Source organism: Chitinophaga sp. (genome assembly GCF_039596455.1).
GTDB lineage: Bacteria > Bacteroidota > Bacteroidia > Chitinophagales > Chitinophagaceae > Chitinophaga.
Genome location: NZ_JBCNJR010000008.1, coordinates 271,523 through 296,175, shown reverse-complemented (window position 1 = coordinate 296,175; position 24,653 = coordinate 271,523). Strand labels below are relative to the sequence as shown.

Sequence of the window (24,653 nt, the reverse complement as noted above, 5' to 3'; positions counted from 1 at the left end):
CCGCCTGTAAACCGTAACCAGGACCAAAAATTCACCCTGTAAGCCGGAATCAGGATTAGTTTTGAGCATTGTAAACCAATATCAGTATTTTCTAAACCAAGGTGTAAACCTATATCAGGACAAGACCGCAGACTGGTAGCAGTAGCCTTGTAAGGTAGCGGCAGTTAGTACCGAGCAGGTACCCGGTAGGTTCCAAGTACGTATGAAGTACGTATCAAGTACCCTTATATAGGGGGGTACTTCATACGTACTTGGAAGGTACTGCAAACGTACTTGGAACGTACTTGGAATACCTGAGCGCAACACTTTGTCTTAACTGAAGGCTCGTTACAGGCAGCCGGGAGGCCTGATACGCTCCGGAAGTGTCTTCTCCTGATACCCATTTGCGATATACTTGCTCTTTGCCGGGCAATACAGGCACGATCCAGGTGGTGGCGGGGTTGGTTGTCACTAAAGAGCATTTACAGCCTGTATGCGCCTGAAAAGGGGCATTTCATTCCATGGTGAACGCAAGGGTCAGGGGGTGGAAAGCGGATTTTCCGCAAAAAAGGGGGCATTTCACCGGTTTTCGAGTGCTTTTTCAGTCCCGATTTCTGTTTTTCAGGGGGAGAGAGTGCGTGGTTTTAAGGGTATGTTTTTGGGAGGCGCTTTTTTGTGCGTCCCGGATGCGGGACTGCCACGGGCCTGATTCCGGGACAGGCTGCGTCCCGTTTCCGGGACTGACCGGGGCCTGTTTTCAGGACTGCGGGAAATACTTTACATTCTTGAAATCAACGTAAGCAGCAGCCCGAAGGAAATGCCCAGGTCTTTTTCCGCTCCGCCTTTGAGGGTTTTCATGGCTCTTACCATATGTTTTTTAACGGCGTTGCGGGAAATGCCCAGCTGCTCCGCCACTTCTTCATAGCTGTGCTGCTGTTCCCGGCAGAGGCTGAACACTTTCCGGGTTTGCGGCGGCAGCGTGTCCAGCAGGCGGCGCAGGTGCTGCAGGTAAGCGCGGGTGAGCACTTCTTCTTCCGTGTTGTTGCGCAATTCCCTGAAGCGGCGGATGATCTCGCTCTTTACGGCCAGCTCTGAAGAAGCCCGCCGCAGGCAGTCCAGCGCATGGTTGCGGGCGGCGGTGAACAGGTAACTTTTGAAGGTTTGCACATGCGCCAGCTGCGCACGTACCTCCCAGATGCGGATGAAGGTTTCCTGGGCCAGGTCTTCCGCCAGCGCGGGAGATTTTACAAGCAGTTGTATAAACTGGGCTACAGCGGCATGGTACCGGTCATACAGCGCGGAAAAAGCCTGCTCCTCTCCCTTCACCAGGCGGGCCAGCAGTTCGCCGTCACCAATATCATATGGAGTACATGCAGCCAAGAGCGTGGAATTAGTGATAGTTAAAGCTACAGAAAAACTTTCTAATGACCGCTATTTTGCAGCGGTGACACCTTGCAGCTGCGCTTCCAGCTCCCGGAGCTGGTCAGGCGGTTTTGCACCCAATACCACTTCGCCGTTCCGGAAAATGGCATAACGCGGAATGCTCAGGCTGCCGGCTTTCCCGAACACCCTGGTGATGTCTTTATTCAATGCGCCCGTAGCGCGGATGTGATAACCTTTCAGGTCATAATACATGATCATTTCCTTCCATTTTTGCTCGTCCCCGTCACGGTCTATGGAAATATACAACGCCTCCGCGCCGTTCTTTTCCAGCAGCGCATGCAGGGGTTTGTTGTACGCAAAAGCGGCTTTGCAGGGCGAGCACCAGGTGGCCCACAGGTCTACATACAGCGTCTTTTCCTTATACGCGGCGGCCAGCTCCTGCACACTGGCCAGCTTATCAGGGTTCTCCACAAACCGGTGCTCTTTGGAAAAACCGGCGGCTACCTTTTGCTGGTATGCTTCCGCTTCTTTTGCTCCCGGCGCCAGTATGGCGTTGAACATGCTTTTGGGATAGGCTTTGCTGAATGCGGCATATTCTGCCGGTATGAACTTGTAGAACTTTGCGCCCGTTATCTGGTCTCCCAGCCAGGATGCCAGCACATATTCCCGCATGGGGCCTTTGAAATGCGCGGCAATAATCTCCTTATGGTACAGCTCTGCCTCCTCGCGGGTGTTTTTGGGTACAACCGAGTCTTTCAGCCGGGGCAGCAGGCCTCTCAGGTACATGGTGGCCCAGAGGTTGTTCACATAATCGTAAAACTCCATGGAAACGGCCTGGCTGCGGTCATGCACGTCTGAAATAGCGGGCAGCTCCTTCCAGCTGGCATCCATTTCCTGCAGCACGGCCTCACTATATCCCGGCTGGTCTTTCTTATATACCACCTTAAAAATGGGCATGATCAGCGTAGCGCCCAGGATGGAGGCATGATAGGCGTTGTTGACCTTCTGCGCGGCCGCAAAAAAGCCTTTGTCCATTTTTCCTGCGGCGTGCAGGTTGCGGAACAGTTGCAGCACGCTGTCACGCCGGGCCAGCGTTCTTTGTTTGTTATGGGCGAATACGGAATCTTCCTTATACCAGCGCATGCCTGTTTCCTGGTAAAACTCCCGCATAGACTGGTTGAACTGCTGTTGCGCTTCCGCATCGGGGCCGGTTACGGAGAAGGGAGCTTTCCTGTCTGCCGTGCTGACCGTCAGCGAATAGCTGCCGCCCGGCTTCACGTACAGTTTATATAATCCGATGCCGTCAAATACAAAATGGTAGATGCCCGGTACTTTCTCCCGGTTGGGCAGCACCAGCTCCCCCCTGCCGTCCAGCATCAGGTGTTGGGCCCCGCCGCTGAAATAGGTGCCCTGCTGCGGCGGCACTATGATGATCTGCTCTCCCGCCTTGCCCGGCACGCTCACCCTGATGTCTCCTTGTTGCGCAAACGCCGGCAGGGAGTACACCGCCAGCATGAGTAAGAAAATCCTTTGCATCATCCATCAATATACAAAACAGTTGCTATTTTCCGCCCATTCCGCTATATTGTGACTTCAGAAATCCACGTCCATGCCAATAAACAGACGCACCGCCATCAGGCAGCTTTTCATTATTTCCGCAGGCGCAGCCATATTGCCCGCCTGTGTGAACGACAAAAAAACGTCCGCTCAAACCTTCAGTAACCTGCCCGTTACCGCAGATGAACAGGCTTTGCTGGAAGACATGGCCTCCGCCATTATTCCCACTACAGACACGCCCGGCGCCAAAGAGGTGGGGGCCCACCTGTTTGCCCTGCGCATGGTGAACGATTGTTACAAAAAGAAAGACCGCGAGAAATTCCTCAGCGGCCTGCGCGGCTTTGCCGGCCAGGTACAACAGCAGCAAGGCAAACCCTTTGAGAAATGTACCGCCGCTGAAAAAGAGGCCATTCTCGGCAAAGCCGGGGACAAGAAGAACGGCGAAGACAACGCTTATTTCTTCAACACCTTCAAACGCCTCACCATACAGGCGTACACCAGTTCCGAATACTACCTCACCAAGGTAGACGTGTACAAGCTGGTACCCGGTAAATTCATCAGCAGCGTAAAAGTTTAGACCACTCACAACAGACCACTCAGTTTATGTTCAATATCAACGATTCTGCGAAAGAACGCACCTATGATGCCATTGTAATAGGCTCCGGCATCAGCGGCGGCTGGGCCGCCAAAGAGCTGTGCGAAAAGGGCCTTAAAACACTGGTGCTGGAGCGCGGCAGGAATGTGCAGCATCTCAAGGACTACCCTACCACTAATATGATGCCCTGGGAGTTTCCCCACCGCGGCCAGGTGCCGCTGGAGGTAACGGAAGAAAACCCGGTGGTAAGCCGTTGCTACGCCTTCAAGGAAGACGCCATGCACTTTTTTGTGAAAGACAAGGAGCATCCGTATGAACAGGATAAACCGTTCGACTGGATACGCGGCTACCAGGTAGGCGGCAAATCTCTGCTATGGGCGCGGCAAACGCAGCGGTGGAGCGATTTTGATTTTGAAGGCCCCGCGCGCGACGGGTTTGCGGTAGACTGGCCCATCCGCTACAAAGACATTGCCCCCTGGTACAGCCATGTAGAAAAATTTGCCGGTATTGCCGGTAATAAAGACGGCCTGCCCAACCTGCCAGACGGCGAGTTTCTCCCCGCGCTGCCGCTCAACGATGTGGAGAATTACTTCAAGGATTTTGTCAGCAAGAACTATAAAGACCGCCACGTGATATTCGGCCGCTGCGCCCACCTGACGGAGCCGCAGGAAATACACCTGCAGCAGAACAGGGCGCAATGCCAGAACCGCGTGCTCTGCCAGCGCGGCTGCCCCTTCGGCGGCTATTTCAGCAGCAATGCCTCTACCCTGCCCTGGGCCGCTAAAACGGGCAACATGACGCTGCGGCCTGACAGTGTGGTGCAGGAGATCATCTATGATGAAAAGCTGAACAAGGCCAGCGGCGTGCGCGTAATAGACGCCAACACCAAAGCCGTTACAGAATATTACGCCAAGGTGATCTTTGTGAACGCCGCCGCGCTCAATACCAACCTGCTGCTGCTGAATTCAAAGTCTCACCGCTTCCCCGACGGCCTCGGGAACGACAGCGGCGTGCTGGGCAAGTACGTGGCCTTCCACAACTACCGCGCGCGCATTTCAGCCGCCTGCAACGATTTCAAGGATGTATATACAGAAGGGCGCCGCCCCAGCAGCGCGTACCTGCCCCGCTTCCGCAATGTGTACAAACAGGAAACAGACTTCCTCCGCGGTTATGCCGCCGGCTTCTCTGCCGGGCGCGGCACACGGCGGGATACCAGCGGCGTTGGCCAGGGCCTGAAAGACCAGCTGCTGAAAAAAGGAGAACTGAACGGCTGGCATGTAGGCTCTCACATGATGGGCGAAACCATTCCCAAAGAAAGCAACACCGTATCGCTGGACGGCAGCAAAAAAGACACCTGGGGCATGCCGCTGCTGAAGGTGAACATTGCGTATGACGACAATGATGAAAAGATGGTGAAAGACTTCCATGAGCAGATGACGGAGATGTACACCAAAGCCGGCTTCACAGACATCAAGGTAACAGACAGCAAACAGGCGCCCGGCCTTGACATTCATGAAATGGGCGGCGTACGCATGGGCCATGATCCTAAAACCTCCATGCTCAATAAATGGAACCAGCTGCACGCCTGCAGCAACGTATTTGTAACAGACGGCGCCTGCATGACCAGCACGGCCACGCAAAACCCGTCCCTTACCTATATGGCGCTGGCGGCAAGAGCGGTAGATTATGCCGTAGCGGAAATGAAGAAAGGGAATATTTAAACAGCGTATTGCATACTACAGGCACGCGTCCGGAACACCGGGCGCGTGTTTGTTTTTACAGGGCTGTCCTGCAGGAAATTCTGCACAATAATCATTACCTTACGGGCACGTACCCGTAAATGTAACAACATCATGAAACGAACCCTGTTCATCCTCAGCTTTACAGCCTTCACCCTGGCCGCCGGCGCGCAGATGCGGCATTTCCATTCCAATGGCGCTACCGCTGCCGTGGTGGTAGACGAAGTGCCGCTGGCCCATACCGCGCAGCTGCTGCCGCTCAATGAAAAAGGCCAGCTGGCGGGAGCAGGCAACATCAGGTTGCAAACAGAACAGGTATTGAAAAACCTGGCGCTTTCGCTGAAGGAAGTGCAGGCCGGCATGGGAGACGTGGTGAAGCTGAACGTTTGCCTGCATCACCCCGGCCTGCTGCAGGAAGTGCAAGGCATGCTGCGTAAACGTTTCGGGAGCAAACAGCCCGCCGTGAGTTATGTAACCGGCAACCTCCCGGCAGCAGGCGCCCTGCTGGGCATAGACGCCGTAGCCGTGGCCGCCCGCCGCCAGGGCGCCGCCGTCACGTATCATTATTCCCAACAGACCCGCTTCCCCACCGCAGGCGCCGGCGTAGCGGTACTGCCCGCCGGCGGGACCGTGTATATTTCCGGGCAGGCAGATAAAGGCCCGCTGGGAGAGGCCACCATGGGCACTCTTCGGCAGCTGGACACTACCCTCCGCCATCTGAAGCTGGCAAAAGAAAACATTGTACAGGTAAGAGCGTTTATCAACCCCATGGCAGACATCCGCACGGCAGACAGCGCGTTCAAAGCGTTCTTTGCGGGCGCGGCCATACCGCCGGTGGTGTACGTGGAATGGGTGAGCAAAGACCCGCTGGTGGAAATTGAGCTGATTGCCGCCTCCCCTGCCCATGGCGCAGCGCAACTGGAGTTCATTACCCCGCCGGGCATGACGGCCTCTCCCGTTTATGCCAAGGTAGCCCGGCTGAACCGCGGCAAAAAAATATACTGCTCCTCCCTGTACGGCACGGATACCAGCAGCGCGGCAGCGGAAGTGAACAGCCTCTTCGTGTCACTGAAAAACATCATGCAGGCCGCGGGCGGCAACATGGAGCACCTGGTGAAAGCATTGTATTATGTGTCTGACAACGGCGCCAGCACCAGCCTGAACGAGATCAGGCGCAGCTATTACAACCCGCAGCGCCCGCCCGCCGCATCCAAGGCCGCTGTTTCGCAACTGGCCCTGCCGGGGCGCGGTATTACCATAGACATGATTGGCGCAGTGGCGCAATAAGCCCTGTATTTGTCGTGTTCACCGCCCCGGCAAACGGTTGATCATTCGTAATTTGCAGGGTACAAAACAAGCAGCCTATGCAACGCAGGTTTCTTATAACTTTATTACTACTCATCACCACTCATTTTTCCATGAAAGCACAACAGCCTAAAGGCCAGTACGCGGCCATCAACGGTCTTCAGTTATATTACGAGATCCACGGCAACGGTTACCCGCTGGTGCTGCTGCATGGCGGCGGCTCTACCATTACCACCACCTATGGCCGCATATTGCCCGAACTGGCTAAAACACATCAGGTGATTGCCATTGAGCTGCAGGCGCATGGCCATACGGCAGACATTGACCGGCCGCTGAGCTTTGAGCAGGATGCAGACGATGTGGCGGCCCTGCTCCGCCATCTGAAAATTGAAAAGGCCAACATCATGGGTTTCAGCAACGGCGCTACTACCGCCCTGCAAATAGGCATCCGCCACCCGCAGGTGGTGAACAAGCTGGTGCTGGCTTCCATTGCCTACCGGCGTGACGCGCTGCCGCCCGGCTTCTTTGAAGGCATGAAACAGGCTACGCTGAAAGACATGCCCCAACCCTATCATGAGGCATACCTCGCCATCAACCCCGACCCTAAAGGCCTGCAAGCCATGTTTAACCGGGATGCGGCCAGGATGATAGATTTCAAAGACATCCCCGATGCCGCCATTAAAACCGTACAGGCGCCTGCGCTCATTATCAGCGGAGATAAAGACGTAACACCGCCGGAGCATTCAGTGGCCCTCTCCCGCACGCTGCCGCATGCGCAGCTGGCTATACTGCCCTGCGGGCACGGGGATTATATAGGAGAGATATTATCCGCGAAAGCTGACAGTACCATGCCGGCGTTTGTTGTGAGCATGATCAACACCTTCCTGAACGGGAAATAACCGGCATTAACCGTACATGGGCTTGAACCGCAGGTAGATGGTCACCACCACTTTCTGAATGTTCTTGTCAGGGTGCAGGGCCTGGTACCTGGCCGTGAGATCGCGCTCCAGCGCCACAAAGCGGAAATTGGCGGGTATGATGCGGCATACTTCGTCTTTCCCGTCAAGGGTGAGCGTAAGCGCCAGCTTGTTGTAGGTAAAGGTGCCCTCTTTGAACTTGCGGTCTCCGTACACTTCCCTGAACGCTTTTTCAGACGCCCGGAACTGGTAGCCAATAACGCTGGTGGCAGACACCTCCAGCAGCTCTTGCTGCAGGCTGGCGGCAAAAGCCGCGTCTCCCGCTTCTACTGTTACCTTGCCGTTAGACTCGTCTGCGGCTTTTACTCTTCCCCAGTCTCCGTCCATCGTAGTAACGTTCACCTTGACGATGGCCGCGTTGCCGGCGCCGTCTTTCACGGTGATATCCGTTTTGCCCGCCAGGTCTGAGGTGAGCAGGAGCTGGTCATTCTCCACCTTTACCTGCACGATCTGCGCGTTGCCGGCCGTGGCGGTGTAAGGCGGGGCAATGCCTTCAATGGTAACGGCGGTGTCTTCTCCGGAGAGCAGGTTTACTTCGTTGCTGCTGAAATGAAGCGGCGGTCCGGATGTTTTGTCTTTTTTGCAGGACAGGCAAATGAGCGCAAACAATGCGATACATGTTAGAGCATGGTGAAATTTCATAAGTAGCTGTTAGGTTAATGTTTCCGTGAATTAAAAATATAATAATTCCCCGGAAAGCCCGGAACGATCTTGTTTCAACTTACCATGTATCTTTCTGCAGCAATAACTAGGCGTTTGTTGTGCCGGTGAAAGGCCGGGTGGCCATGCTCTGTTTCCGTTCCAGCCAGGAGTTGAACACGGTATAAAATACCGCCAGTATGATAGCCCCTTTGAACATGCCGGTAAAACCCCAGGCCGCCATTCCCCCCACTACCCCCACAAAGAGCACCAGGAAGGGCAGCTTGCCCCCGCTCCTTGCGATCAGGACGGGTTTCAATACAGCATCTGCCACCAGCACCGCCGCGCCGTAAATGCCCAGGAAGATGGCGGTACCTGTATGGCCTTGCGTAGCGGCCCATATCACCAGCGGCGCCCATACAATCAGCGGGCCCACCTGTATCAGTACCACAAAGAACACAATGGCCGCCAGCAGCACCTTGAAATGAAGGCCCGCAATGGCAAAACCTATCCAGGAAATTACCGTGGCAATAAAAGCCGTGCCCATCACCCCTATGGATACGCCCCTGATGGCATGCGCCGTGGCATACATGAGGCTCATCCCGTCTTTTCTGCCCAGCAGATGCCGGAGCGTGGATTGCAGCGGTTGCAGTATTTTATCTCCTGTAGCCAGGAGCATGGAGGATATGATAACGCCCAGTATCACCTGCAACGCCGCCCCGATGATGCCGGCGCCGCCCGTCAGCAGGTGGTGCAGCACCATTTTTATCTGCTGCTCGTAACCGACAATGGTTTCCCGCGGGTTGTCCTGGAGCTGCTGCCAGAAAGCGGTGATGGTCTCGCCTATATAAGGCATGCCCGTTATATTCGGCGGCAGGTCCGGCAAGCCGTGCTGCTTCACTTCTTCCACCAGGTGCAGCGCATCTTTTACATGCCTGCCCAGGGCGGCAATAGCGTATACAAATGGCAACGCCACCACCAGCACCAGTACCACGGAGTAGATGACCGCGGCCAGCTTCCGCCGGTTGTTCAGGAGGCGCACCAGCCGCTCATACGGCTGCGCCATGGATACGTAGAAAATAATAGCGAAGGTAAACACACCAAAAAAGACCTTCATCACGTCATACAGCGCCAACAGCAGGGCCAGCAATAGCAGCAACACAAGGATAGTTTCCAGGATACTGCGTGAAGAGGGGGATTCAGCGTATCGCATATAGTATAGCGTTATTTAACGGATTGTCCGGTTTGCGGGTATATAAATATAACTACAATAGGGGACATCTAATAAAAATCCTATCTTTGATCAATGAACACTTCGGTACCAAATAAGTCATCATTGCTGCATCGGTTGCTATCTCATAGTGATGAGATAAAATCTTTTGGTGTAAAGGAACTGGGACTATTTGGGTCGTTCAAAAGAGACAGCTCCATCAAGCACGAAAGCGATGTAGACCTCCTTGTTGAATTTGAGAGAGGGAAGAAAAACTATGACAACTTCATAGAACTTGCTTTTTACCTGGAAGACCTCCTGGGCAGGAAAGTAGAACTCGTAACACCAGAATCTCTCAGCAAACACATTGGCCCTCATATTCTAAAAGAAGTGGAGCATGTTAGCCTCTAATCTTGAACTGCTGCGACATATCTACGATGAAACCACTTTTATTCTTGACTCCACGCATGGTAAAAGTAAACACGATGTTGTTGACGATCCTGTTTTAAGCCGCGCAATTATCAGAAGCCTGGAAATTATAGGCGAAGCCTCCAAAAAAATTGATGACGAATTTAAAAGCCGGTTCCCCTATGTTGAATGGAAGAAAATGGCTGGAACACGGGACAGGCTTATACACGACTATTTCGGTGTAGATTATGATATTGTCTGGAATATTATTGAAAGTAAGCTTTCAAATCTCAAAGAATTTCTGGATACCATTCTGACTGAATTGGACAACGCACCTGAAGATTAAAGCCAGGAATCATAAAAAAGGCTGCACCCCCAAGAATACAGCCTTCATAAAATATCAATCAAGCTTAAAAAGTATCCTGCAAAGTAAGCCCGGTATTAGTGCCGGTCGGCGCTTCGGCTACTTTTTTCAATCCCGTGCCATCCAGCTTGCAGTAATAAATGCCGGTCTCTTTCTCCTCAGCGTCCATAGCTACAAAAACAACGCCCTGTTTGTTGGCGGTAATCCTGGCCTGCGGGGCAATGAACTCACCCGCCGGCAACGTGATGTTCAGTTTTTGCTGGTCCGTGCCGTCAATTTTGGATATCCATATTTCGGATGACTGGCCGCGGGTGTCTTTTGTGAATACAAAACGCTGCGGATAGTCAACAGGTGTTTCTGCCTTGCTTTCCTTTCTGCAGCTCATCTGGGTCAGGAAAAGGGAGGCGCTGAAAAAGAGCAGGATGAGGGCTGACAATAATAATCTCTTCATAACAATGTTACATGGTTTCGTGAATAAATAGGTAGCCAAAATACATGCTATCCTGAAATAAAAAAAAAGATAGTGCTGTAACTTTCCGCAGTACCCGGCCGTTTAACATCAACTGAAGCCATTGCATTGTGAGGAAACAGCATCATTATTCTTAAAACACGATCTATGAAACTTTCCAAAATCCTGATCGGCGCCATTATGGCCGGCATTGCCATTCAAACGCTGCCTTCCTGCTCCAAAGACAGAGATCTGACGCCCCAGCAAAAGGAAGCCAAGAAAAAAGAAGAAGAAAAGAAACGCCACATGGACCCTTGTCCGGCCTGTGGAATGGGCTGATGCTGAACGAAAAACATTCCTGCCTTGCCCCGACTGCTTTCCACCGTAGCCTGTAACCTGGACCCCCATTTGCTGGGAGCCTGCCTCCCGCTCTTCGAATCTGGTGAAGCCGATGCCATCGAATGGTCTTTTGATGCATTGTACAGGCTGGATGCGTTGCCGGATTGGTTCCATGGATTGATCAACGCCTTCAGTGAGGGTAACCGCCTGATAGGCCATGGTATTTTCTTTTCGCTGTTTTCCGGGAAATGGCACCCGGAACAGGAAACCTGGCTGCGGGAGCTTTCCGCCGTCTGCCGGAAATACCGGTTCGATCATATCACCGAACATTTCGGGTTCATGACCGGGCAAGACTTCCATCATGGCGCGCCGCTCAATATTCCTTATACTGATGCGGCATTGCGTATCGGGCAGGACCGCCTCCTGCGCATCGCGGATGCCTGCGGGCGGCCGGTAGGGCTCGAGAATCTTGCGTTTTCATGGTCTGTGGAAGAGGTGCGCCGGCACGGAGATTTCCTGGACCAGCTGATGGAGCCCGTCAACGGTTTCATCATCCTCGACCTCCACAACCTCTATTGCCAGGTAGCCAACTTCGACCTCCCTTTCGAAACGCTGGCCGCGCTCTATCCCCTGCATCGCGTCAGGGAGATCCATATTTCCGGCGGCAGATGGGAACCCTCGGAAGACCGATCCCGGTCCATCCGCCGCGATACCCACGACGATTCGGTTCCGGAAGAAGTATTCCGCTACCTGGAAAACATCATCCCCCAATGCCCTCACCTGCGCTACCTGGTGATGGAACAACTCGGGGCAGGACTGGAAACGGAAGACAGCAAAACCGCATTCCGTGCCGATTTCCGGCGGATGGCAGCTATTGCCGGACAATGGAATGTTACAAAGGGAGACGAGATCCTTCATCCCTTCTCCCCGCCCGCCACCCCGCCGCAAGGCGCGCCGTTGGAAGACCTGGCGCTGCACCAGCAGCAAACAGAGCTTTCTTCCATCCTCGAAAACGCCCCGTCATTTGAAGCCGCCACTCATGCCCTGCAGGCATCTTCCCTTGCGCAAAGCCACTGGCAGGTAGAACAATGGTCTCCCCATATGCTGGAAACCGCCATACGCATTGCGCAGAAGTGGATGAAAAAAAATTAAAAAAGCGCCCGCGGTGCGGGCGCTTCGTATATCCGTAACAGTACATTTATTGCACCCAGCCCGGGTTCTGTGTCAGCGCCGGGTTCAGCGTAAGCTCCGTTTGCGGCAGGGGGCTCAGGTAATCCCTGTCCAGCCGGAAGCCGTAGCCGTTGGGCAGCGGGGACTGGTAGGGGTCCATAAAGCCGTTTGCATCATCCGGATAAGGGTTTTTGGAGAATTGTTCCCCGTAAAAAATACCCTTGGGGCGTTTGCCGGCAATATATTCATCCGCAGCGGCCCAGCGGGCAATATCGTCCCAGCGGAAGCCCACCAGAGACAGCTCTACGCGGCGCTCGCGGCGCACTTCGTTGATGAGTGGGGACAGGGTGGGAAAATCCCAGTTAGGGTCTGGCGTAATGGCGGCAACATCCAGGTTGGGCATGCCAACTCGGTCTCGCAGCAGCTTGATAGACTTGTCTACCTCCGCCTGTGTAAGCTGGCCCAGCTCTGCTTTAGCCTCGGCATAGTTCAGCAGCACTTCGCCATAACGGAAAAATATCACGGGCTCCGTACCGCCGCTAAGATCGTGGTTCACGAACGCTGCGCTGTAGCCCTTCCTGATCACGTAACCGGTGGGCGTGGAATATTCCGAGCTGATGAACAATTTGGAATACACGGCCTGGTTCCAGTTGATGGTATCCGTACCTTTTATTTCCCAGGGCATGCCGGGAGAGAAAATGGTTTGTGCGTAGCGGGGGTCGCGGTCTTTCATTTCGGCGGCAAGGCTGCCATGGCCTCCAAACATGGGGCTGGCGGCTATGGGTCTGCCATCCTTGCAGAGGTAGGCATCTGCCAGGCCTTTGGTGATGCCGGTGCCATCGGGGAAGTCGCTGGACACGCTGCGGTAATTCACAATGCCCAGGCCTTTGTCAAACTTCTTCCAGAGCAGTATTTCCGGGTTGGTAGCGTAATCCGGCAATACGAAGAGATCATAATAGTCTTTGTCAGCCTTACCAGTGGAGTACAGCTGGAACTTGCCGGAGGCCATAATGGCCCCGGCAGCTTCCGCAGCTTTGGTGAAGTACTTTTCAGGATTGGCGCCGTTTACGGCAAAGGGGCTGCCGGCATGGTATTTTTCCCAACTGCCTTCATACAACGCTACTCTTGACTGCAATGCCAGCGCCACCCATTTGTTGGGGCGCAGACCGGTGCTCACTTTTTCTGCGGACATATACAACGCGGCCTTGTCAAGGTCTGCCAGTATGCTGTCTGCAATCACATTGCGCGGCGTTCTGGGGTTCAACAGTTCCGGCGAGTTGGTATTCAGCACCTTGCTGAACCATTGCACGTCACCGAAGGTGCGCAGCAGCCTGAAGTAGATCAGCGCGCGGAAGAAGTACGCTTCGCCCACGTATTGTTTATAGCTGTCAAAGGCATCTTTACAGCGCTCGTAGTTCTCGAAAAAGTAGTTCACCTTGCGCACCAGGCTGTAGTCCCAACCGCCGCCGGAAGCGGGCACCACGCGCGTGCCGTTGAGCAGCGGGCTGATGGAGGCGTTAATGAAATTGTCTGTTGCCAGGTCAAGCGCAAACACCGTTCTGTTATAGTTCAGGCCGCCGCTGCTGCCAAAATCAAGCAAGCGGTTGGCGGGGTCGTAGAACTGGTTCACATACAACATCAGGTCTGATGTGGTACGGAAGTACACTTCTTCAGACACCTGGTCTAGCGGGTCTTTCTGCAGAAAATCGTCTTTACAGGAACCGAAACTTATTATAACCGCAAGGGCGAATATGATATACTTAATCTGATTCATGGCACTCAATTAAAATGTGATGTTCAATCCGAAAGAAATCACTCTTGACAGGGGGTAGATCTTACCCAGGCCTTCCACAGAGCTGCTGCCCATGGAGGTGAAGGCAGTTTCCGGATCTATCCGTTTAGGCATTTTCTGGAACGTGAGCAGGTTCTCGCCAGACACGTATACTTTCAGGTTGCTGATGGCTACTTTGGTGGTCAGCCATTTAGGCAGCGTATAACCTATCTGCGCATTTTTCAGGCGCAGGTAGGCGCCGTTGAGCAAATAGCGGGTTTGCGCCTGCAGGTTCTTGTAAGTCTCGTTATTTTCATACGGCTTGGGGAAATAGGCGTCTGTATTGGGCCCCAGTATATTGGTTTCATTGGCGGGGCGCCAGTAGTCTTCATGCCCGTAAAAGAACGCCTCCCCGTTGTTCACCAGCCCCCAGAACAGGGCGTTGCCATATGCGCTGCTCACATACAGGTCTCTGCGGCCAATGCCCTGCCAGAACATGGAAAAGTCAAGGTTCTTCCAGGAAAGGCCGGCGCTGAGGCCAAAGTTGAACCGGGGCTGGTTGTTGCCTATCACCCGCAGGTCTCCATGATTGGCCAGCGTTCGGTTACCATCGTTGATGATGTTGTTGCCGTCGAGGTCGCTGTATTTCATGTCTCCAGGGCCCCATTTGTTGAAGAACTTGGACTGATCAGGCATCTTCTCTCCTTCCTGCTGAATAAGGCCGTCTGAAGTATAACCCCATATTTCTCCGTACACTTTGCCTTTGTAATAGTTGTCTATCAGGCCGGCGCCGTTATTGTACTCAAGGATGATGGAACGGTAATCTGCCAGGGTAAAGCGGAGGTTATAAAAAATGTCGTTAGCAATGTGGTCTTTCCAGGTGAGAGACAGCTCCCAGCCTTTGGTGGAAAGGGAGGCATTGTTTTCCAGCGGTACGGCGGTACCCAGGGCTGCCGGCAGGGTGATGGCAGGGCCGAACATGCGGCTGGTGCGCCGGTCGTACCAGTCAAAAGTGAGGCCGAGGCGAGAGTTAAGGAAAGCTGCATCTACGCCGAAGTCAAGCGTGCTGATGCGCTCCCAGGTAATATTCGGGCTCTTGATGTTGGGCATAACGGCGAAGTTGGGGCGGGTATCGTTCAGTATCCACTCCAGGTTGCTGGCCGTATGCATGATGGACATGTACAGGTAGTTGTCTACATTCTGGTTGCCCAGCGTACCATAAGAGCCTCTTATTTTCAGGTTGTTCACTGCTTTTGCCAGCCAGCCCGTCCAGAAGTTTTCCCTGGAAACGTTGTACCCGGCAGAGAAAGACGGGAACAGGCCCCAGCGGGAATCAGGCGCAAAGCGGGAGGAGCCGCCATAACGGGCGTTTGCTTCCAGCAGGTATTTTTCCTTGTAGTTATAATTGAAGCGGCTGAAGAAAGCGCGCGTGCTCCAGTGGCTCATACCATCATACAACTGTACGGGGCCGGTAGCCGTGGAAATGGAAGGCACCAGTTCCGTGATCAGCGCCCGTTTGTTACCGGAGAGGCTGTTGTATTGTTTGTATTCCTGCTCATACCCCGCCATCAAACGGAGGAAGTGGCCTGCAAGCTGCTTCTGGTAGGCGGAGGTAGCAGACAGGAAGGAATAATAGTTCTCGTCCCAATCCTGCGTAAACCCGTTCTCCGGGGAACCGATGTTCCAGAGGGTGCCGTTAGGCGCTTCCAGCCACACCTGCTTGTCATGTTTGGTGTATTTGCCGCCGTAGTAGTTATAGCTGTAGGAAACGGTAGACTTCCAGTCTTTCACCGGCTCCAGGTCTGCGCTGATGGTAGCCCACAGGTCGTTATCCCGCATGCGTTCCAGGCCGGCGTTCATCAGCTGTTGCACGTAGGGGTTGTTGATGGTGCCGTTCACGTTGTACATGGGCGTGGTGGGATAGAACTTGATCATCTCGGAAATGATCTGTTTCTTTTCCAGCCCGCTGGAGCCAATGGGGTGATGCTGCATGGACGTGGCGAACTTGGTGCTCAGGTTGACCGTCATCCATTTGGTGGCCTGCGTGGAGAGGTTAGACACCAGGTTGTACCTTTTGTAATTCTCGTCTGCCCAGTTGTAAGAGCTGCCCTGGCTAAAGTAGCCGAGGGAAATGTAGTACTGCGATTTTTCCGTTCCCCCGCTCAGGCTGAGGCCATGTTTATGATTGGGTACCACATCCTTGAAATACATGTCAAACCATTCGTAGTTGGCATTACCGTCGTGGCGGCCGCGCCAGAGCGTGGGCGGCGGGTTGGCCGTGTCATACTCCGGCAGGTAGGAGCCGTCCATATACCGTTTGATGCGGTCTATCTGCTCCGCGGGGAACTTGGGCGGCTGGCCCGCATTGATCAGCGCCTGGTTACGGGCGGTAACGTACTCCAGCGAGTTCCTCCACTTGGGAAGGTTAATGGGCGATGCGAGGCCCAGGTTGTAATTGTATTGTATCTGCACGCCTTTCGCGGCAGAGCCTTTTTTAGTAGTGATGAGCACCACGCCAAAGGGGGCGCGGGCGCCATAGATGGCGGAGGCGGCCGCGTCTTTCAGTACGGTTACGCTTTCTACGGATTCAGGGTTCAGGTTGTTGATATTCATCTCCACCCCGTCTACCAGTATCAGCGGAGCGCTGCTGCCGGCAATAGAGCCCAGGCCGCGGATGTTCCAGGTACGGCTGGCGCCCGGCTCGCCGCCGGTATTGGTAACGCCGATGTTGAGGTTGGGGGAAGCGCCCTGCAGCAGCTCACCCATATTGGCGGAGGGCCTGTTCTCCAGCATTTCGCCACGCACCACGTCTACCGCACCGGTGAGGTTGATCTTTTTCTGCTCTCCATACCCTACTACCACCACTTCGTCCAGCGCGGTGTTGTCTTCCATCATGGTGATGTTCATCTGGGCCGCTACGGGCAGCTCCCTGGTTACGAAGCCAATGTATTTGAATACCAGGATGGCGGAGTCATTTTTCACCTTGATGGTGAAGGTGCCGTCTTCCAGCGTGGTAGTGGCGTTGATGGTGCCTTTCTCTATGATGGTAACGCCGGGCAGGGGCTGGTTGTCTTTCATCACCACCTTGCCGCGCACGGTGGTCTGGTATACCTGCGTTTGGCCAGCCGCCTGCGTGATCACCACCAGGTTCTCATCTACCTGCTTGTAGGTGAGGCCGGTATTGCGCAGCAGGTGCACCACCGCTTCCGCCCAGGTTTTATCCGTTACCTGCACGTCTGCCGGGGCTTTATTTGCCAGTATCTCATCATTATACACAAAGTGGATAGACGTTTGCCGCTCAATAGCCTTCAGCACCTTTTTCAGGGGCGCCTGCCGGAGGTTGAGAGACACCCGCTCCTGCGAGTAGCCCGTGAGCGCAAAAGCCTGAACAGTGCATACACACACAATAATGGCTGCCAATTTCATCATGAGTAAAAACTTGACAAGTGGTACAACAGGCCAGCCGGGCTGAAAGCCCGGGCCTATTCTCATTTTTTTCATACTTTTGGTTATTGGGTGATAATAAATAATGGCTTCTTTCCCCTTAGAACCCGGAAAAAGCCGTTACATGAAACATTACCTTCTGGAATGGAGAGTGTTAGCGCATTCTCCTTCCTTTTTTCTGTGATTTCAGTTGACCATTGTTTGTTTAAGTTGTTGTTCGTTTTTCTTTAGCGGACGTACACAGTATCGTTTTCCAGCCGGTATGCCAGTTTACCCGTCTCCTGCAGGGTGTTCAGCACCGTGGTAAGCGATTTGTTATCAAATACGCCGGTAAAGCTGGAGCTGTACAAGTTTTTATTTTCCAGCACTACCGTTACGTTGTACCATTTCTCGATTTTGGAGGCCACGCGCAGAAAGTCATCTCCGTCAAATATCAGTTTCCCTTCCGTCCAGGCCGCGTCTACCGTAGCGTTGCCGGAGGTGTCTACGCGGGTTTTGCTCAGCAGCAGCATGGGCGCCGCCAGGCTGTCTTCCGGCATGCCCGGCACAAATGCCTTGCCGGCGGTATTGTCTACGCTGAGCTTCTGCCCGGGTTTGAGCTGTATCTTGTTCCCCGGCTGATCGTCCAGCGTAATTTCTACAGAGCCGCTTTCCAGCGTGGTTTCAATATTCGGTTCATCAGGATAGGAACGGATGTTGAAGGTGGTGCCCAGCACTTTTACCTTCAGCCCTCCCGCCTGTATGATGAAAGGTTTGTCTGCATCAGGCGCCACCTTGAAATAAGCTTCCCCTGTAAGGGCCAGCTCCCGGTTGGCCCGGCCGAAACCTTTGCTCTGGAGAATGGAGCTGTTGGCGTTGAGCCATACTTCCGTACCATCTGCCAGTACCAGGTGGGTGCGCGCGCCTTTCTGCGTTTTGATCTCGTGGCCTGCCGCCGTTTTTTCCCGGATGCCGAACCACCAGCCGCCGGCCAGCAGCAGCACCAGTACGCAGGCGGCCGCAGGCAGCAGGTACATGCTTCTGCGCCGCGGGCGGGCGGGCTCCGGCGCTTCCGCAACCGGCGCAGCATCAAACAGCCCGGCAATCTGCATGCGGGCGTAATGTGCCGAATAGGCCAGCAGCGCCTCAGAGTCTTCATCTTGCGCTCCCGCTTCAATACCGGGAACAAACTCCCGGTACAACAAGGCCAGCTGTTCATCTTCCTGCATGAGTTGCTGCAGCTCAGCCTGCTCTTCTTCGCTGGTTTTGCCGGCCATCAGCCGCCTCATCAGGGCATAAAAACGTTCTTCCTTCATAAAAAATATAAGGGGCGGTTACAGGTAAGACAAGATGCGGAGGGAAAGTCCCCAATTGTTTTAAAAAAAATTTTCAGTGAGGTTCCGGGGCGTTGTTGCAGGCCAGACAGTCAGCGGCTGTTGTGCTGCCCGTTTGCTTTTCAACATCCGCGGCTGCGTTTACGCCTGTCAGCGCCCGCTGCGTTGCCGGTAGTTTTGCAGTACATCCGCCAGCCGGTGCATGGCAATATTTAGGTGCCTGTCTACCGTATTTTCAGAAATATCCAGGATGGCGGCCACTTCCTTGTAGGAAAAGCTGTCTTCCCGCACCAGCTTGAACACCATGCGGCATTTGGGCGGCAGCTGGCTGACGGCTTCGGCAAAGTTGCGCTTCAGCTCGCGGTGAATGGTTTCTTCTTCGGGCGTATGGGAGGAAACAAACGTATCAGGGGCTACCTGGTCAATGTCCCAGGTGGTGTAATTGCGGTTTTTGAGCAGGTAATTGATGGCGCCGTTGCGCACGGCGCTGAACAGGTACACGCGGAGGTTGCGTACATCCAGCAGGGCTTCCTGCATGGTCCATACCTTCAGCATCACGTCAGACACTATTTCTTCCGCTACCTCATGCTGCCGCACGTAGGTATCCGCAAAGCGGATCAACCCTTTATAGAAATGCAGGAACAGGCGCTTGTAGGCGTTCTCGTCCCTGCCAAGGGCAACCTGTTCCTGCAATAAAGTGGTATCCATGACGTCTTTTATTGTTTTCCTTTCAACCATTTGTCGAGAAAGCGTATACCCGGCTCCACCACGGCTTCGTGGCCGCCCTCATGCATGGTCAGCTCCATACGGTCTGCCATGTTGAGGCGCTCATAATGGGTGCGCGCTTTTTTGAAATCTTCCTCTACCTGCGGCCAGTATGCAATGCCGTCTTTTTTGCCGTGCTGCACCATGACCGGGCGCGGGCAGATCAGCGATACCAGGTCGTGGTCAGCAAACTGCTGCAGCCAGCCCCTTACGAACACGTAGTTTTCATTCCCCCGCTGAAAGCTGCTGTAGCGTTTGTCTTTCACCACCATTTTATTGATGCGGTCATTATACCAGGCGGATACGATGCCGGCTTTGATACGCCGCTCCAGCGGCATCCAGAACATGGTGGCCATCCCGCCCAGGGACACGCCCCACATGCCCACTTTTGCGGCGTCTATGCGCGGGTCTGCCAGCACCACGTCCAGCAAATGCTGCACCCTTACCAGCTCAATGCCGGGCAGGCTGGTGCCGGCCAGGCGGCAGAGGTGCTCTACGTTGTTGCGCCGCTCTATGCTGCGCATGTTGAGCGGGCACAGCACCGCGTAGCCCGCTTTGAGCAAGGCTTTGGCGTAGGCGTTATAGTTACCGCCGTAGAAGGGCGTTTCCGGCGAGCTGCCGATGCCGTGCTGCACTATAATAAGGGGTACGGGCTTTTTGGCGCTGGCCGATGCGGGGATGGCCAGCACGGCATCTGCCGTTACAATGCCCAGCGGCAGGCTCAGCCATTCGGCTTTCACATCATCTATCTGGTGGGGGCGTTTCTGCAGCGGGCCGGTTTTACGGAGCACGGGGGGGCTGAGCACTACTTCCCAGGCCCTCCTGTTGGGCGCCACGCTGCGCTCCAGTGCGTCTGCACTGCTATAGTCACGGTGCCAGAGGGTTTTCGCCCGGCTGTCATATTCATCTACGAGGAAATGCGTCAGGTATTTTTCCAGTTGGGCCTCATAAGCGTCTAACCGCGCTATTTCTTCCGGTGTATTAACGGAAGCTTTCTGCTGCGCCAGTGCAGGCAACTGTAGCAGGCACGCAGGCAGCAACGCCAGAGCAGCTATCAATTTTTTCATATGTCTTTAATTACTTGCCTACCCTCAGCGTGTGTGCAGGAGATTGCTGATCTGGTTGACTGAAAAACGCGGTAAAAATGTGTACGTACCCGTACACAAGTATAAAAAACATTCTTGCAACATCCAAATTCCGTTACGCAAAAGTTTTCACCTGCAGGTAGTTCCGCTTGTACATCACCGGCGTAAAGCCCGTTACCTTCTTGAACTGCCGGTAAAAATTGGAAATGTTGAGGAAACCGCACTCGTTGGAGATATGGGGAATGGAGAGCTTGTCTTCTATCAGCAGCCGGCATACATGGCCTACCCTCACTTCCGTCAGGAAATCATAATAGGTTTTCCGGGTCATCAGTTTAAAATACCGGCAAAAGGAGGTAACGGTCAGGTTGCTGATGGCGGCTATTTCTTCCAGGGTGATCACCTTCCTGAAATTGGAGAGCGTATAATTGTATACCGCGCTCAGGCGCTCTGTTTCCTGCCGGCCGGGCGGCTGAAAGGTGTAGGTATTGCTGATAAAGGAGTATTCTTCCGTTTCAGAGAGCAGGCGCAGAATAGCCAGCAGCGTTACCATTTTCTCCAGGCCTTCCATATCCAGCAGCCGGAACAGCAGGGGCAGCAGCTGTTGTTTGGTATTGCCGTAGATCACCATGCCTCTCTTTGCCTTTTCATACAGCTTGAGCAGCAGGCGGGCTTCCGGCAGCGCCAGGAAATCATCTCCCATGCAGTTGGGTAAAAACTGCAGCACCAGGGCTTCCGTGTCTTTATGGGAACCTTTGCCGGTATCTTCCTCTTTAGAGTACCAGGTATGGGGCATGTTCTCTCCCAGCAGTATCATTTCCCCTGCTGAAAAGTTGCTGATCTTATCCCCGATAAAACGGATGCCTTCGCCTTTGAGCACACAGTGCAGCTCCAGCTCGGGATGGTAGTGCCAGGTGGTGTCGAAGCTGGGCTCAATGTCATGACGTATGCTGAATGAGGTTTGCAGCGGACGTGGAACTTTATGAAAATGCGGTTTCATGGCCGGAGGAAAACTGTTTCTCTAAATATAGGGTAAAAAAGCATGATTTACAAATAACCAACAGTATGATAATATAGTATAGCAGACTGACAATAAACGGCATAAACCGCTCGCATATAAATCATACATTAAGGCGTATGGAGAAGGGCCTTTTTAACATATGCCTCCTTTGGCTGCTTTGCGCCTGCGGCAACCACAGCCAATACTACACCGCGGAAGATTTTGCCGGCCTTCCCAAAACAGATGCCCATGTTCACATCTACACGGCAGACACCGCCTTCATTCACCAGGCCCGGCAAGACAATTTCCGCCTGCTCACCATTGCTGTAGAAGAGCCGCCCGGCATGGCGCTGCAGGAGCGGCTGGGCATTGCCCACCACCGGCGCTTCCCGCAACAGGTGGCCTTTGCCGCCACGCTTTCCATTGCGGGCTGGGACCACCCGAACTGGCCGCAAAAAACCATTGCCCACCTGGATTCCATGATCAGCGCCGGGGCCATGGCCATCAAGTTCTACAAAACCATCGGCATGGAACTGCAAGACGAAGCAGGGAATTTTGTGATGATAGACCACCCGCGGTTTGATACGGTGCTGAGCTTCCTGACCAGCAAAGGCATACCGGTGATAGGGCACTTTGGAGAACCGAAAGACTGCTGGCTGCCGCTGGAAAAGATGCAGATGAACAGCAACCGGAAATACTACAGCCGCCACCCGGAATTCCACATGTACGCCCATCCCTCCTATCCTTCTTACCATGAACAGATAGCCGCCCGTAACCGCATGCTGCAAAAACACCCGCAGCTGCGCTTCATTGGCGCGCACCTGGGCAGCCTGGAATGGAACACGGATACGCTGGCGGCCTGCCTTGACAAATTTCCGAACATGGCGGTAGATATGGCGGCCAGGATAGGCGACCTGCAGTTCCAGGCCATGAAAGACCGGCAAAAGGTGCGTGATTTTTTTATCCGTTACCAGGACAGGCTGATATACGGCACTGACCGCACGGCGGAAGACGATGGCCCCGCCCCGCAGTTCATTCATGAAGCCTGGCTGCGTGACTGGGCTTTCTTCACCGGCAGGGATACGCTGCGCTCTCCGTCTTTCGAAGGCGTGTTTACCGGGCTGCAATTGCCCAAAACGGTAGTGGATAAAATATACCGGGATAACGCGGAACAGTGGTGCAGGGGATTGCGCTAACAAGTGGCGCTACATAGAGCAGCTCTTGAGGCAAGCGCCGGCAACAAGGTATAACCGGGGTTAAAGCAGCAAGCAACGCTACAACACCGTATCAGTACAGTACGTCTCAGGGCATGGCCCCGTTCAGCACCGCGCATTTCTCTACATACACCGGCTCGCCGGCCGCTGCGGCCTGCAGATGGTAAGCCGCTGTTGGCAGGCCTTTCACGCCAGTGCGTACCTGGAACAGGCTGCCGCTCTGCGGGTAAAGGCGCAACGCTTCTTCACTCATCTCCTGCCGGGCAGTGGTAATAAAAAGCGTATCCATGTTATCCCCGCCAAACACGCAAGCGGTAACATTGGGCGCAGGCAGGCCTATCTTTTCCAGCAGGGCGCCGGTGAGAGGGTTCCAGCGGTAAACGCCGAAGCCGCCGTAATGCGCCACCCACAACATGCCTTCGGCATCAATTGTCATACCATCGGGGCTGCCCATCAGCGGCGGTATTTTAAACGCTGTTTTTTCAAAGGTGATGTTTCCGCTTTCCGCATCAAAGAGGAAAGACTGTACGCAACGCCGGGTGGAGTCTATGTAATACATCCTGCTATTGTCCAGTGACCATACCAGGCCGTTGGGAATGGTCTGGCCCGGCAAGCGGCGGTGCAGTTGCAGCTGCCCGTCCATCATATACAGGGAGCCGGCGCCTTCGTTGAACTGCATGTGCAGGGTGCCTACCCACAGGCGGCCCTGCGGGTCACAGGCGCCGTCGTTGCAGCGGTGCAATGGAAGATCTTTTTCCAGGTCTGCCAGCCATTGCAGGCAGCCGCTGGCAGGGTTGAACGCGGCCAGGCCGCCCTGCATGCCCAGCAGCAGGTTGCTGCTTTGGTGCAGAGGCAAAATGAGCGTTACGCGGTGGCCCATCTGCCAGCAGGCAGTAGTACGGTGGCCCCAGTCATATTCATAGAGGGTTTTGCCCTCAATATCTACCCACATCAGCTTGCGCGTGGCAGGCAGCCATACGGGGCCTTCGCCCAAAATACATGCTGTGTTGGATAATACGGATGCTGTCATAGTTGTGTTGTTGCAACGGGCCAGTACTGCGCCAGCTTGCGGCGTAGAAAGGCAACGCTGCGCTCCAGCTGCGCCATACCGTCTACCCCGTCCTCAATACTGATCCAGCCGTTGAAGCCTGCATTTTTCAAGGTGGTGAAAATGGCGTCATAGTCATTCAGCCCCTTCCCTATTTCACCATGGCTGAGGCGTTTGGCATACCCTGCAGCCCCGCCTTCTTCGCGGCGGAGATCTTCCAGCGTGCCTTCTTTCAGGTACCGGTCACTGGCGTGCATGGTCACCACGCGGTGCACCACGCGTTGCAGCAGCTCCAGCGGGTCTTCTCCCGCAAGATAGGTATTGCTGGGGTCATAGTTCACGCCGAAGTTGGGATGATGTATCATATCCACCAGTTTGCAGAACACGTTCATCTGCTGCGCAAACTCCGGGTACTCCCAGAAATCGTCTTTGTAATGATTTTCGATGATGAGCGTGATGCCCCGTTCTGCGGCGTAAGGGATGCAGGCTTCTATACAATCCGCCGCCAGCTTCAGCCCTTCTTCCATTGTCAGCTCCGGGCGGCGCTGGCCTGACAGCACGCGGCAATACGTACCGCCCAATGCATGCGTCATGTCTATCCAGCGTTTTTGCCGGCTGATCTGCTCTTCGCGAAAATGACGGTCCGGATGCGTAAAGTCAGGCGAGCAGCACATCATGGGGATCACCTTCCCCTTGTCTTCCACCTGCCGGCGGAAGCGGGGCCAGTTGGCGATGTTCTCCATTTCGAGGAAACCGGCGTACCATTCCAGCCCGTCTACATCCAGCGGGGCGGCCAGTTCAATCCATTCGGAGAGGCGCATGCTGCCGTCTTTACAAAGGGCATGCATAAAGGCTTTGGGAAATACGGCCAGTTGAGGCATAATATTGAGTTATGTTGTTGAT

The 24,653-nt window shown here is 54.3% G+C and carries 22 protein-coding genes; 9 read left to right on the top strand and 13 right to left on the bottom strand.

Annotated elements, in window-relative coordinates; all coding sequences use genetic code 11:
- Positions 1 to 756: 756 nt before the first annotated feature.
- The gene (locus tag ABDW36_RS22140; RefSeq protein ID WP_343704112.1) at positions 757 to 1,359 is read right to left on the bottom strand and encodes an RNA polymerase sigma-70 factor; all 603 of its coding nucleotides are present in this window, start codon (positions 1,357 to 1,359) and stop codon (positions 757 to 759) included.
- A gap of 51 nt (positions 1,360 to 1,410) precedes the next feature.
- Positions 1,411 to 2,898 carry a thioredoxin family protein gene (locus tag ABDW36_RS22135; protein WP_343704111.1) on the bottom strand — a complete coding sequence of 496 codons (1,488 nt, stop codon included), beginning with the start codon at positions 2,896 to 2,898 and terminating at the stop codon, positions 1,411 to 1,413.
- Positions 2,899 to 2,971: 73 nt separating this feature from the next.
- On the opposite strand from ABDW36_RS22135, the gene ABDW36_RS22130 reads away from it, so the two are divergent.
- The 4 genes from ABDW36_RS22130 to ABDW36_RS22115 all read left to right on the top strand — a co-directional run bounded on the left by ABDW36_RS22130 (position 2,972) and on the right by ABDW36_RS22115 (position 7,457).
- Positions 2,972 to 3,496 (top strand): gluconate 2-dehydrogenase subunit 3 family protein, encoded by a 525-nt coding sequence (locus ABDW36_RS22130; RefSeq protein WP_343704110.1) that lies wholly within the window; start codon positions 2,972 to 2,974, stop codon positions 3,494 to 3,496.
- A gap of 26 nt (positions 3,497 to 3,522) precedes the next feature.
- Positions 3,523 to 5,235: a GMC family oxidoreductase gene (locus ABDW36_RS22125; RefSeq protein ID WP_343704109.1), complete on the top strand. Its 1,713-nt coding sequence runs from the start codon at positions 3,523 to 3,525 to the stop codon at positions 5,233 to 5,235.
- A gap of 132 nt (positions 5,236 to 5,367) precedes the next feature.
- Positions 5,368 to 6,540, top strand: a complete 1,173-nt coding sequence (locus ABDW36_RS22120; protein ID WP_343704108.1) for a RidA family protein — start codon at positions 5,368 to 5,370, stop codon at positions 6,538 to 6,540.
- 77 nt (positions 6,541 to 6,617) lie between these two features.
- Positions 6,618 to 7,457 carry an alpha/beta hydrolase gene (locus tag ABDW36_RS22115; RefSeq protein WP_343704107.1) on the top strand — a complete coding sequence of 280 codons (840 nt, stop codon included), beginning with the start codon at positions 6,618 to 6,620 and terminating at the stop codon, positions 7,455 to 7,457.
- Positions 7,458 to 7,463: 6 nt separating this feature from the next.
- On the opposite strand, the gene ABDW36_RS22110 is transcribed toward ABDW36_RS22115, so the two are convergent.
- Positions 7,464 to 8,144 carry a hypothetical protein gene (locus ABDW36_RS22110; RefSeq protein WP_343704106.1) on the bottom strand — a complete coding sequence of 227 codons (681 nt, stop codon included), beginning with the start codon at positions 8,142 to 8,144 and terminating at the stop codon, positions 7,464 to 7,466.
- 139 nt (positions 8,145 to 8,283) lie between these two features.
- On the bottom strand, positions 8,284 to 9,387 hold the full coding sequence (locus tag ABDW36_RS22105; RefSeq protein WP_343704105.1) for an AI-2E family transporter: 1,104 nt from the start codon (positions 9,385 to 9,387) through the stop codon (positions 8,284 to 8,286).
- A 93-nt stretch (positions 9,388 to 9,480) separates the two neighbouring features.
- Here ABDW36_RS22105 and ABDW36_RS22100 point away from each other — a divergent pair, with 93 nt between their 5' ends.
- Positions 9,481 to 9,795, top strand: a complete 315-nt coding sequence (locus ABDW36_RS22100) for a nucleotidyltransferase family protein (RefSeq protein WP_343704104.1) — start codon at positions 9,481 to 9,483, stop codon at positions 9,793 to 9,795.
- Complete coding sequence (locus ABDW36_RS22095) at positions 9,782 to 10,138, top strand: HepT-like ribonuclease domain-containing protein (RefSeq protein WP_343704103.1); 357 nt, start codon at positions 9,782 to 9,784, stop codon at positions 10,136 to 10,138. Before ABDW36_RS22100 ends, ABDW36_RS22095 begins: the two co-directional genes overlap by 14 nt.
- Positions 10,139 to 10,202: 64 nt before the next feature.
- Here the strand turns inward: ABDW36_RS22095 and ABDW36_RS22090 are convergent, their stop codons facing one another.
- The gene (locus tag ABDW36_RS22090; RefSeq protein ID WP_343704102.1) at positions 10,203 to 10,607 is read right to left on the bottom strand and encodes a hypothetical protein; all 405 of its coding nucleotides are present in this window, start codon (positions 10,605 to 10,607) and stop codon (positions 10,203 to 10,205) included.
- 165 nt (positions 10,608 to 10,772) lie between these two features.
- Here ABDW36_RS22090 and ABDW36_RS22085 point away from each other — a divergent pair, with 165 nt between their 5' ends.
- A complete protein-coding gene (locus ABDW36_RS22085; protein ID WP_343704101.1) occupies positions 10,773 to 10,943 on the top strand; it encodes a hypothetical protein in 171 nt (56 codons plus the stop codon).
- Between the two features lie 24 nt (positions 10,944 to 10,967).
- A complete protein-coding gene (locus tag ABDW36_RS22080; RefSeq protein ID WP_343704100.1) occupies positions 10,968 to 12,095 on the top strand; it encodes a DUF692 family multinuclear iron-containing protein in 1,128 nt (375 codons plus the stop codon).
- A 46-nt stretch (positions 12,096 to 12,141) separates the two neighbouring features.
- Here the strand turns inward: ABDW36_RS22080 and ABDW36_RS22075 are convergent, their stop codons facing one another.
- The 6 genes from ABDW36_RS22075 to ABDW36_RS22050 form a co-directional block, all read right to left on the bottom strand.
- On the bottom strand, positions 12,142 to 13,887 hold the full coding sequence (locus ABDW36_RS22075; RefSeq protein ID WP_343704099.1) for a RagB/SusD family nutrient uptake outer membrane protein: 1,746 nt from the start codon (positions 13,885 to 13,887) through the stop codon (positions 12,142 to 12,144).
- 9 nt (positions 13,888 to 13,896) lie between these two features.
- Positions 13,897 to 17,313, bottom strand: coding sequence for a TonB-dependent receptor (locus tag ABDW36_RS22070; RefSeq protein WP_343704098.1), 3,417 nt, complete (start codon positions 17,311 to 17,313; stop codon positions 13,897 to 13,899).
- 242 nt (positions 17,314 to 17,555) lie between these two features.
- A complete protein-coding gene (locus ABDW36_RS22065; RefSeq protein WP_343704097.1) occupies positions 17,556 to 18,623 on the bottom strand; it encodes a FecR domain-containing protein in 1,068 nt (355 codons plus the stop codon).
- Between the two features lie 168 nt (positions 18,624 to 18,791).
- The gene (locus tag ABDW36_RS22060; RefSeq protein WP_343704096.1) at positions 18,792 to 19,349 is read right to left on the bottom strand and encodes an RNA polymerase sigma-70 factor; all 558 of its coding nucleotides are present in this window, start codon (positions 19,347 to 19,349) and stop codon (positions 18,792 to 18,794) included.
- Between the two features lie 8 nt (positions 19,350 to 19,357).
- Positions 19,358 to 20,473: a hypothetical protein gene (locus ABDW36_RS22055; protein ID WP_343704095.1), complete on the bottom strand. Its 1,116-nt coding sequence runs from the start codon at positions 20,471 to 20,473 to the stop codon at positions 19,358 to 19,360.
- A 133-nt stretch (positions 20,474 to 20,606) separates the two neighbouring features.
- Positions 20,607 to 21,488, bottom strand: coding sequence for an AraC family transcriptional regulator (locus ABDW36_RS22050; protein ID WP_343704094.1), 882 nt, complete (start codon positions 21,486 to 21,488; stop codon positions 20,607 to 20,609).
- A gap of 137 nt (positions 21,489 to 21,625) precedes the next feature.
- Between ABDW36_RS22050 and ABDW36_RS22045 the strand changes: the two genes are divergently transcribed.
- On the top strand, positions 21,626 to 22,684 hold the full coding sequence (locus tag ABDW36_RS22045) for an amidohydrolase family protein (protein ID WP_343704093.1): 1,059 nt from the start codon (positions 21,626 to 21,628) through the stop codon (positions 22,682 to 22,684).
- 106 nt (positions 22,685 to 22,790) lie between these two features.
- On the opposite strand, the gene ABDW36_RS22040 is transcribed toward ABDW36_RS22045, so the two are convergent.
- Both ABDW36_RS22040 and ABDW36_RS22035 read right to left on the bottom strand, forming a co-directional pair.
- Positions 22,791 to 23,732 (bottom strand): SMP-30/gluconolactonase/LRE family protein, encoded by a 942-nt coding sequence (locus tag ABDW36_RS22040; RefSeq protein ID WP_343704092.1) that lies wholly within the window; start codon positions 23,730 to 23,732, stop codon positions 22,791 to 22,793.
- Positions 23,729 to 24,631, bottom strand: coding sequence for a sugar phosphate isomerase/epimerase family protein (locus tag ABDW36_RS22035; RefSeq protein WP_343704091.1), 903 nt, complete (start codon positions 24,629 to 24,631; stop codon positions 23,729 to 23,731). Before ABDW36_RS22035 ends, ABDW36_RS22040 begins: the two co-directional genes overlap by 4 nt.
- Positions 24,632 to 24,653 lie beyond the last annotated feature (22 nt).

Coding starts and splice junctions, on each gene's coding strand:
- ABDW36_RS22135 (WP_343704111.1), bottom strand. CDS start 2,898: ATGCAAAGGATTTTCTTACTCATGCTGGCGGTGTACTCCCTGCCGGCG.
- ABDW36_RS22130 (WP_343704110.1), top strand. CDS start 2,972: ATGCCAATAAACAGACGCACCGCCATCAGGCAGCTTTTCATTATTTCC.
- ABDW36_RS22125 (WP_343704109.1), top strand. CDS start 3,523: ATGTTCAATATCAACGATTCTGCGAAAGAACGCACCTATGATGCCATT.
- ABDW36_RS22120 (WP_343704108.1), top strand. CDS start 5,368: ATGAAACGAACCCTGTTCATCCTCAGCTTTACAGCCTTCACCCTGGCC.
- ABDW36_RS22115 (WP_343704107.1), top strand. CDS start 6,618: ATGCAACGCAGGTTTCTTATAACTTTATTACTACTCATCACCACTCAT.
- ABDW36_RS22105 (WP_343704105.1), bottom strand. CDS start 9,387: ATGCGATACGCTGAATCCCCCTCTTCACGCAGTATCCTGGAAACTATC.
- ABDW36_RS22100 (WP_343704104.1), top strand. CDS start 9,481: ATGAACACTTCGGTACCAAATAAGTCATCATTGCTGCATCGGTTGCTA.
- ABDW36_RS22095 (WP_343704103.1), top strand. CDS start 9,782: ATGTTAGCCTCTAATCTTGAACTGCTGCGACATATCTACGATGAAACC.
- ABDW36_RS22090 (WP_343704102.1), bottom strand. CDS start 10,607: ATGAAGAGATTATTATTGTCAGCCCTCATCCTGCTCTTTTTCAGCGCC.
- ABDW36_RS22085 (WP_343704101.1), top strand. CDS start 10,773: ATGAAACTTTCCAAAATCCTGATCGGCGCCATTATGGCCGGCATTGCC.
- ABDW36_RS22075 (WP_343704099.1), bottom strand. CDS start 13,887: ATGAATCAGATTAAGTATATCATATTCGCCCTTGCGGTTATAATAAGT.
- ABDW36_RS22070 (WP_343704098.1), bottom strand. CDS start 17,313: ATGATGAAATTGGCAGCCATTATTGTGTGTGTATGCACTGTTCAGGCT.
- ABDW36_RS22065 (WP_343704097.1), bottom strand. CDS start 18,623: ATGAAGGAAGAACGTTTTTATGCCCTGATGAGGCGGCTGATGGCCGGC.
- ABDW36_RS22060 (WP_343704096.1), bottom strand. CDS start 19,349: ATGGATACCACTTTATTGCAGGAACAGGTTGCCCTTGGCAGGGACGAG.
- ABDW36_RS22055 (WP_343704095.1), bottom strand. CDS start 20,473: ATGAAAAAATTGATAGCTGCTCTGGCGTTGCTGCCTGCGTGCCTGCTA.
- ABDW36_RS22050 (WP_343704094.1), bottom strand. CDS start 21,488: ATGAAACCGCATTTTCATAAAGTTCCACGTCCGCTGCAAACCTCATTC.
- ABDW36_RS22045 (WP_343704093.1), top strand. CDS start 21,626: ATGGAGAAGGGCCTTTTTAACATATGCCTCCTTTGGCTGCTTTGCGCC.
- ABDW36_RS22040 (WP_343704092.1), bottom strand. CDS start 23,732: ATGACAGCATCCGTATTATCCAACACAGCATGTATTTTGGGCGAAGGC.
- ABDW36_RS22035 (WP_343704091.1), bottom strand. CDS start 24,631: ATGCCTCAACTGGCCGTATTTCCCAAAGCCTTTATGCATGCCCTTTGT.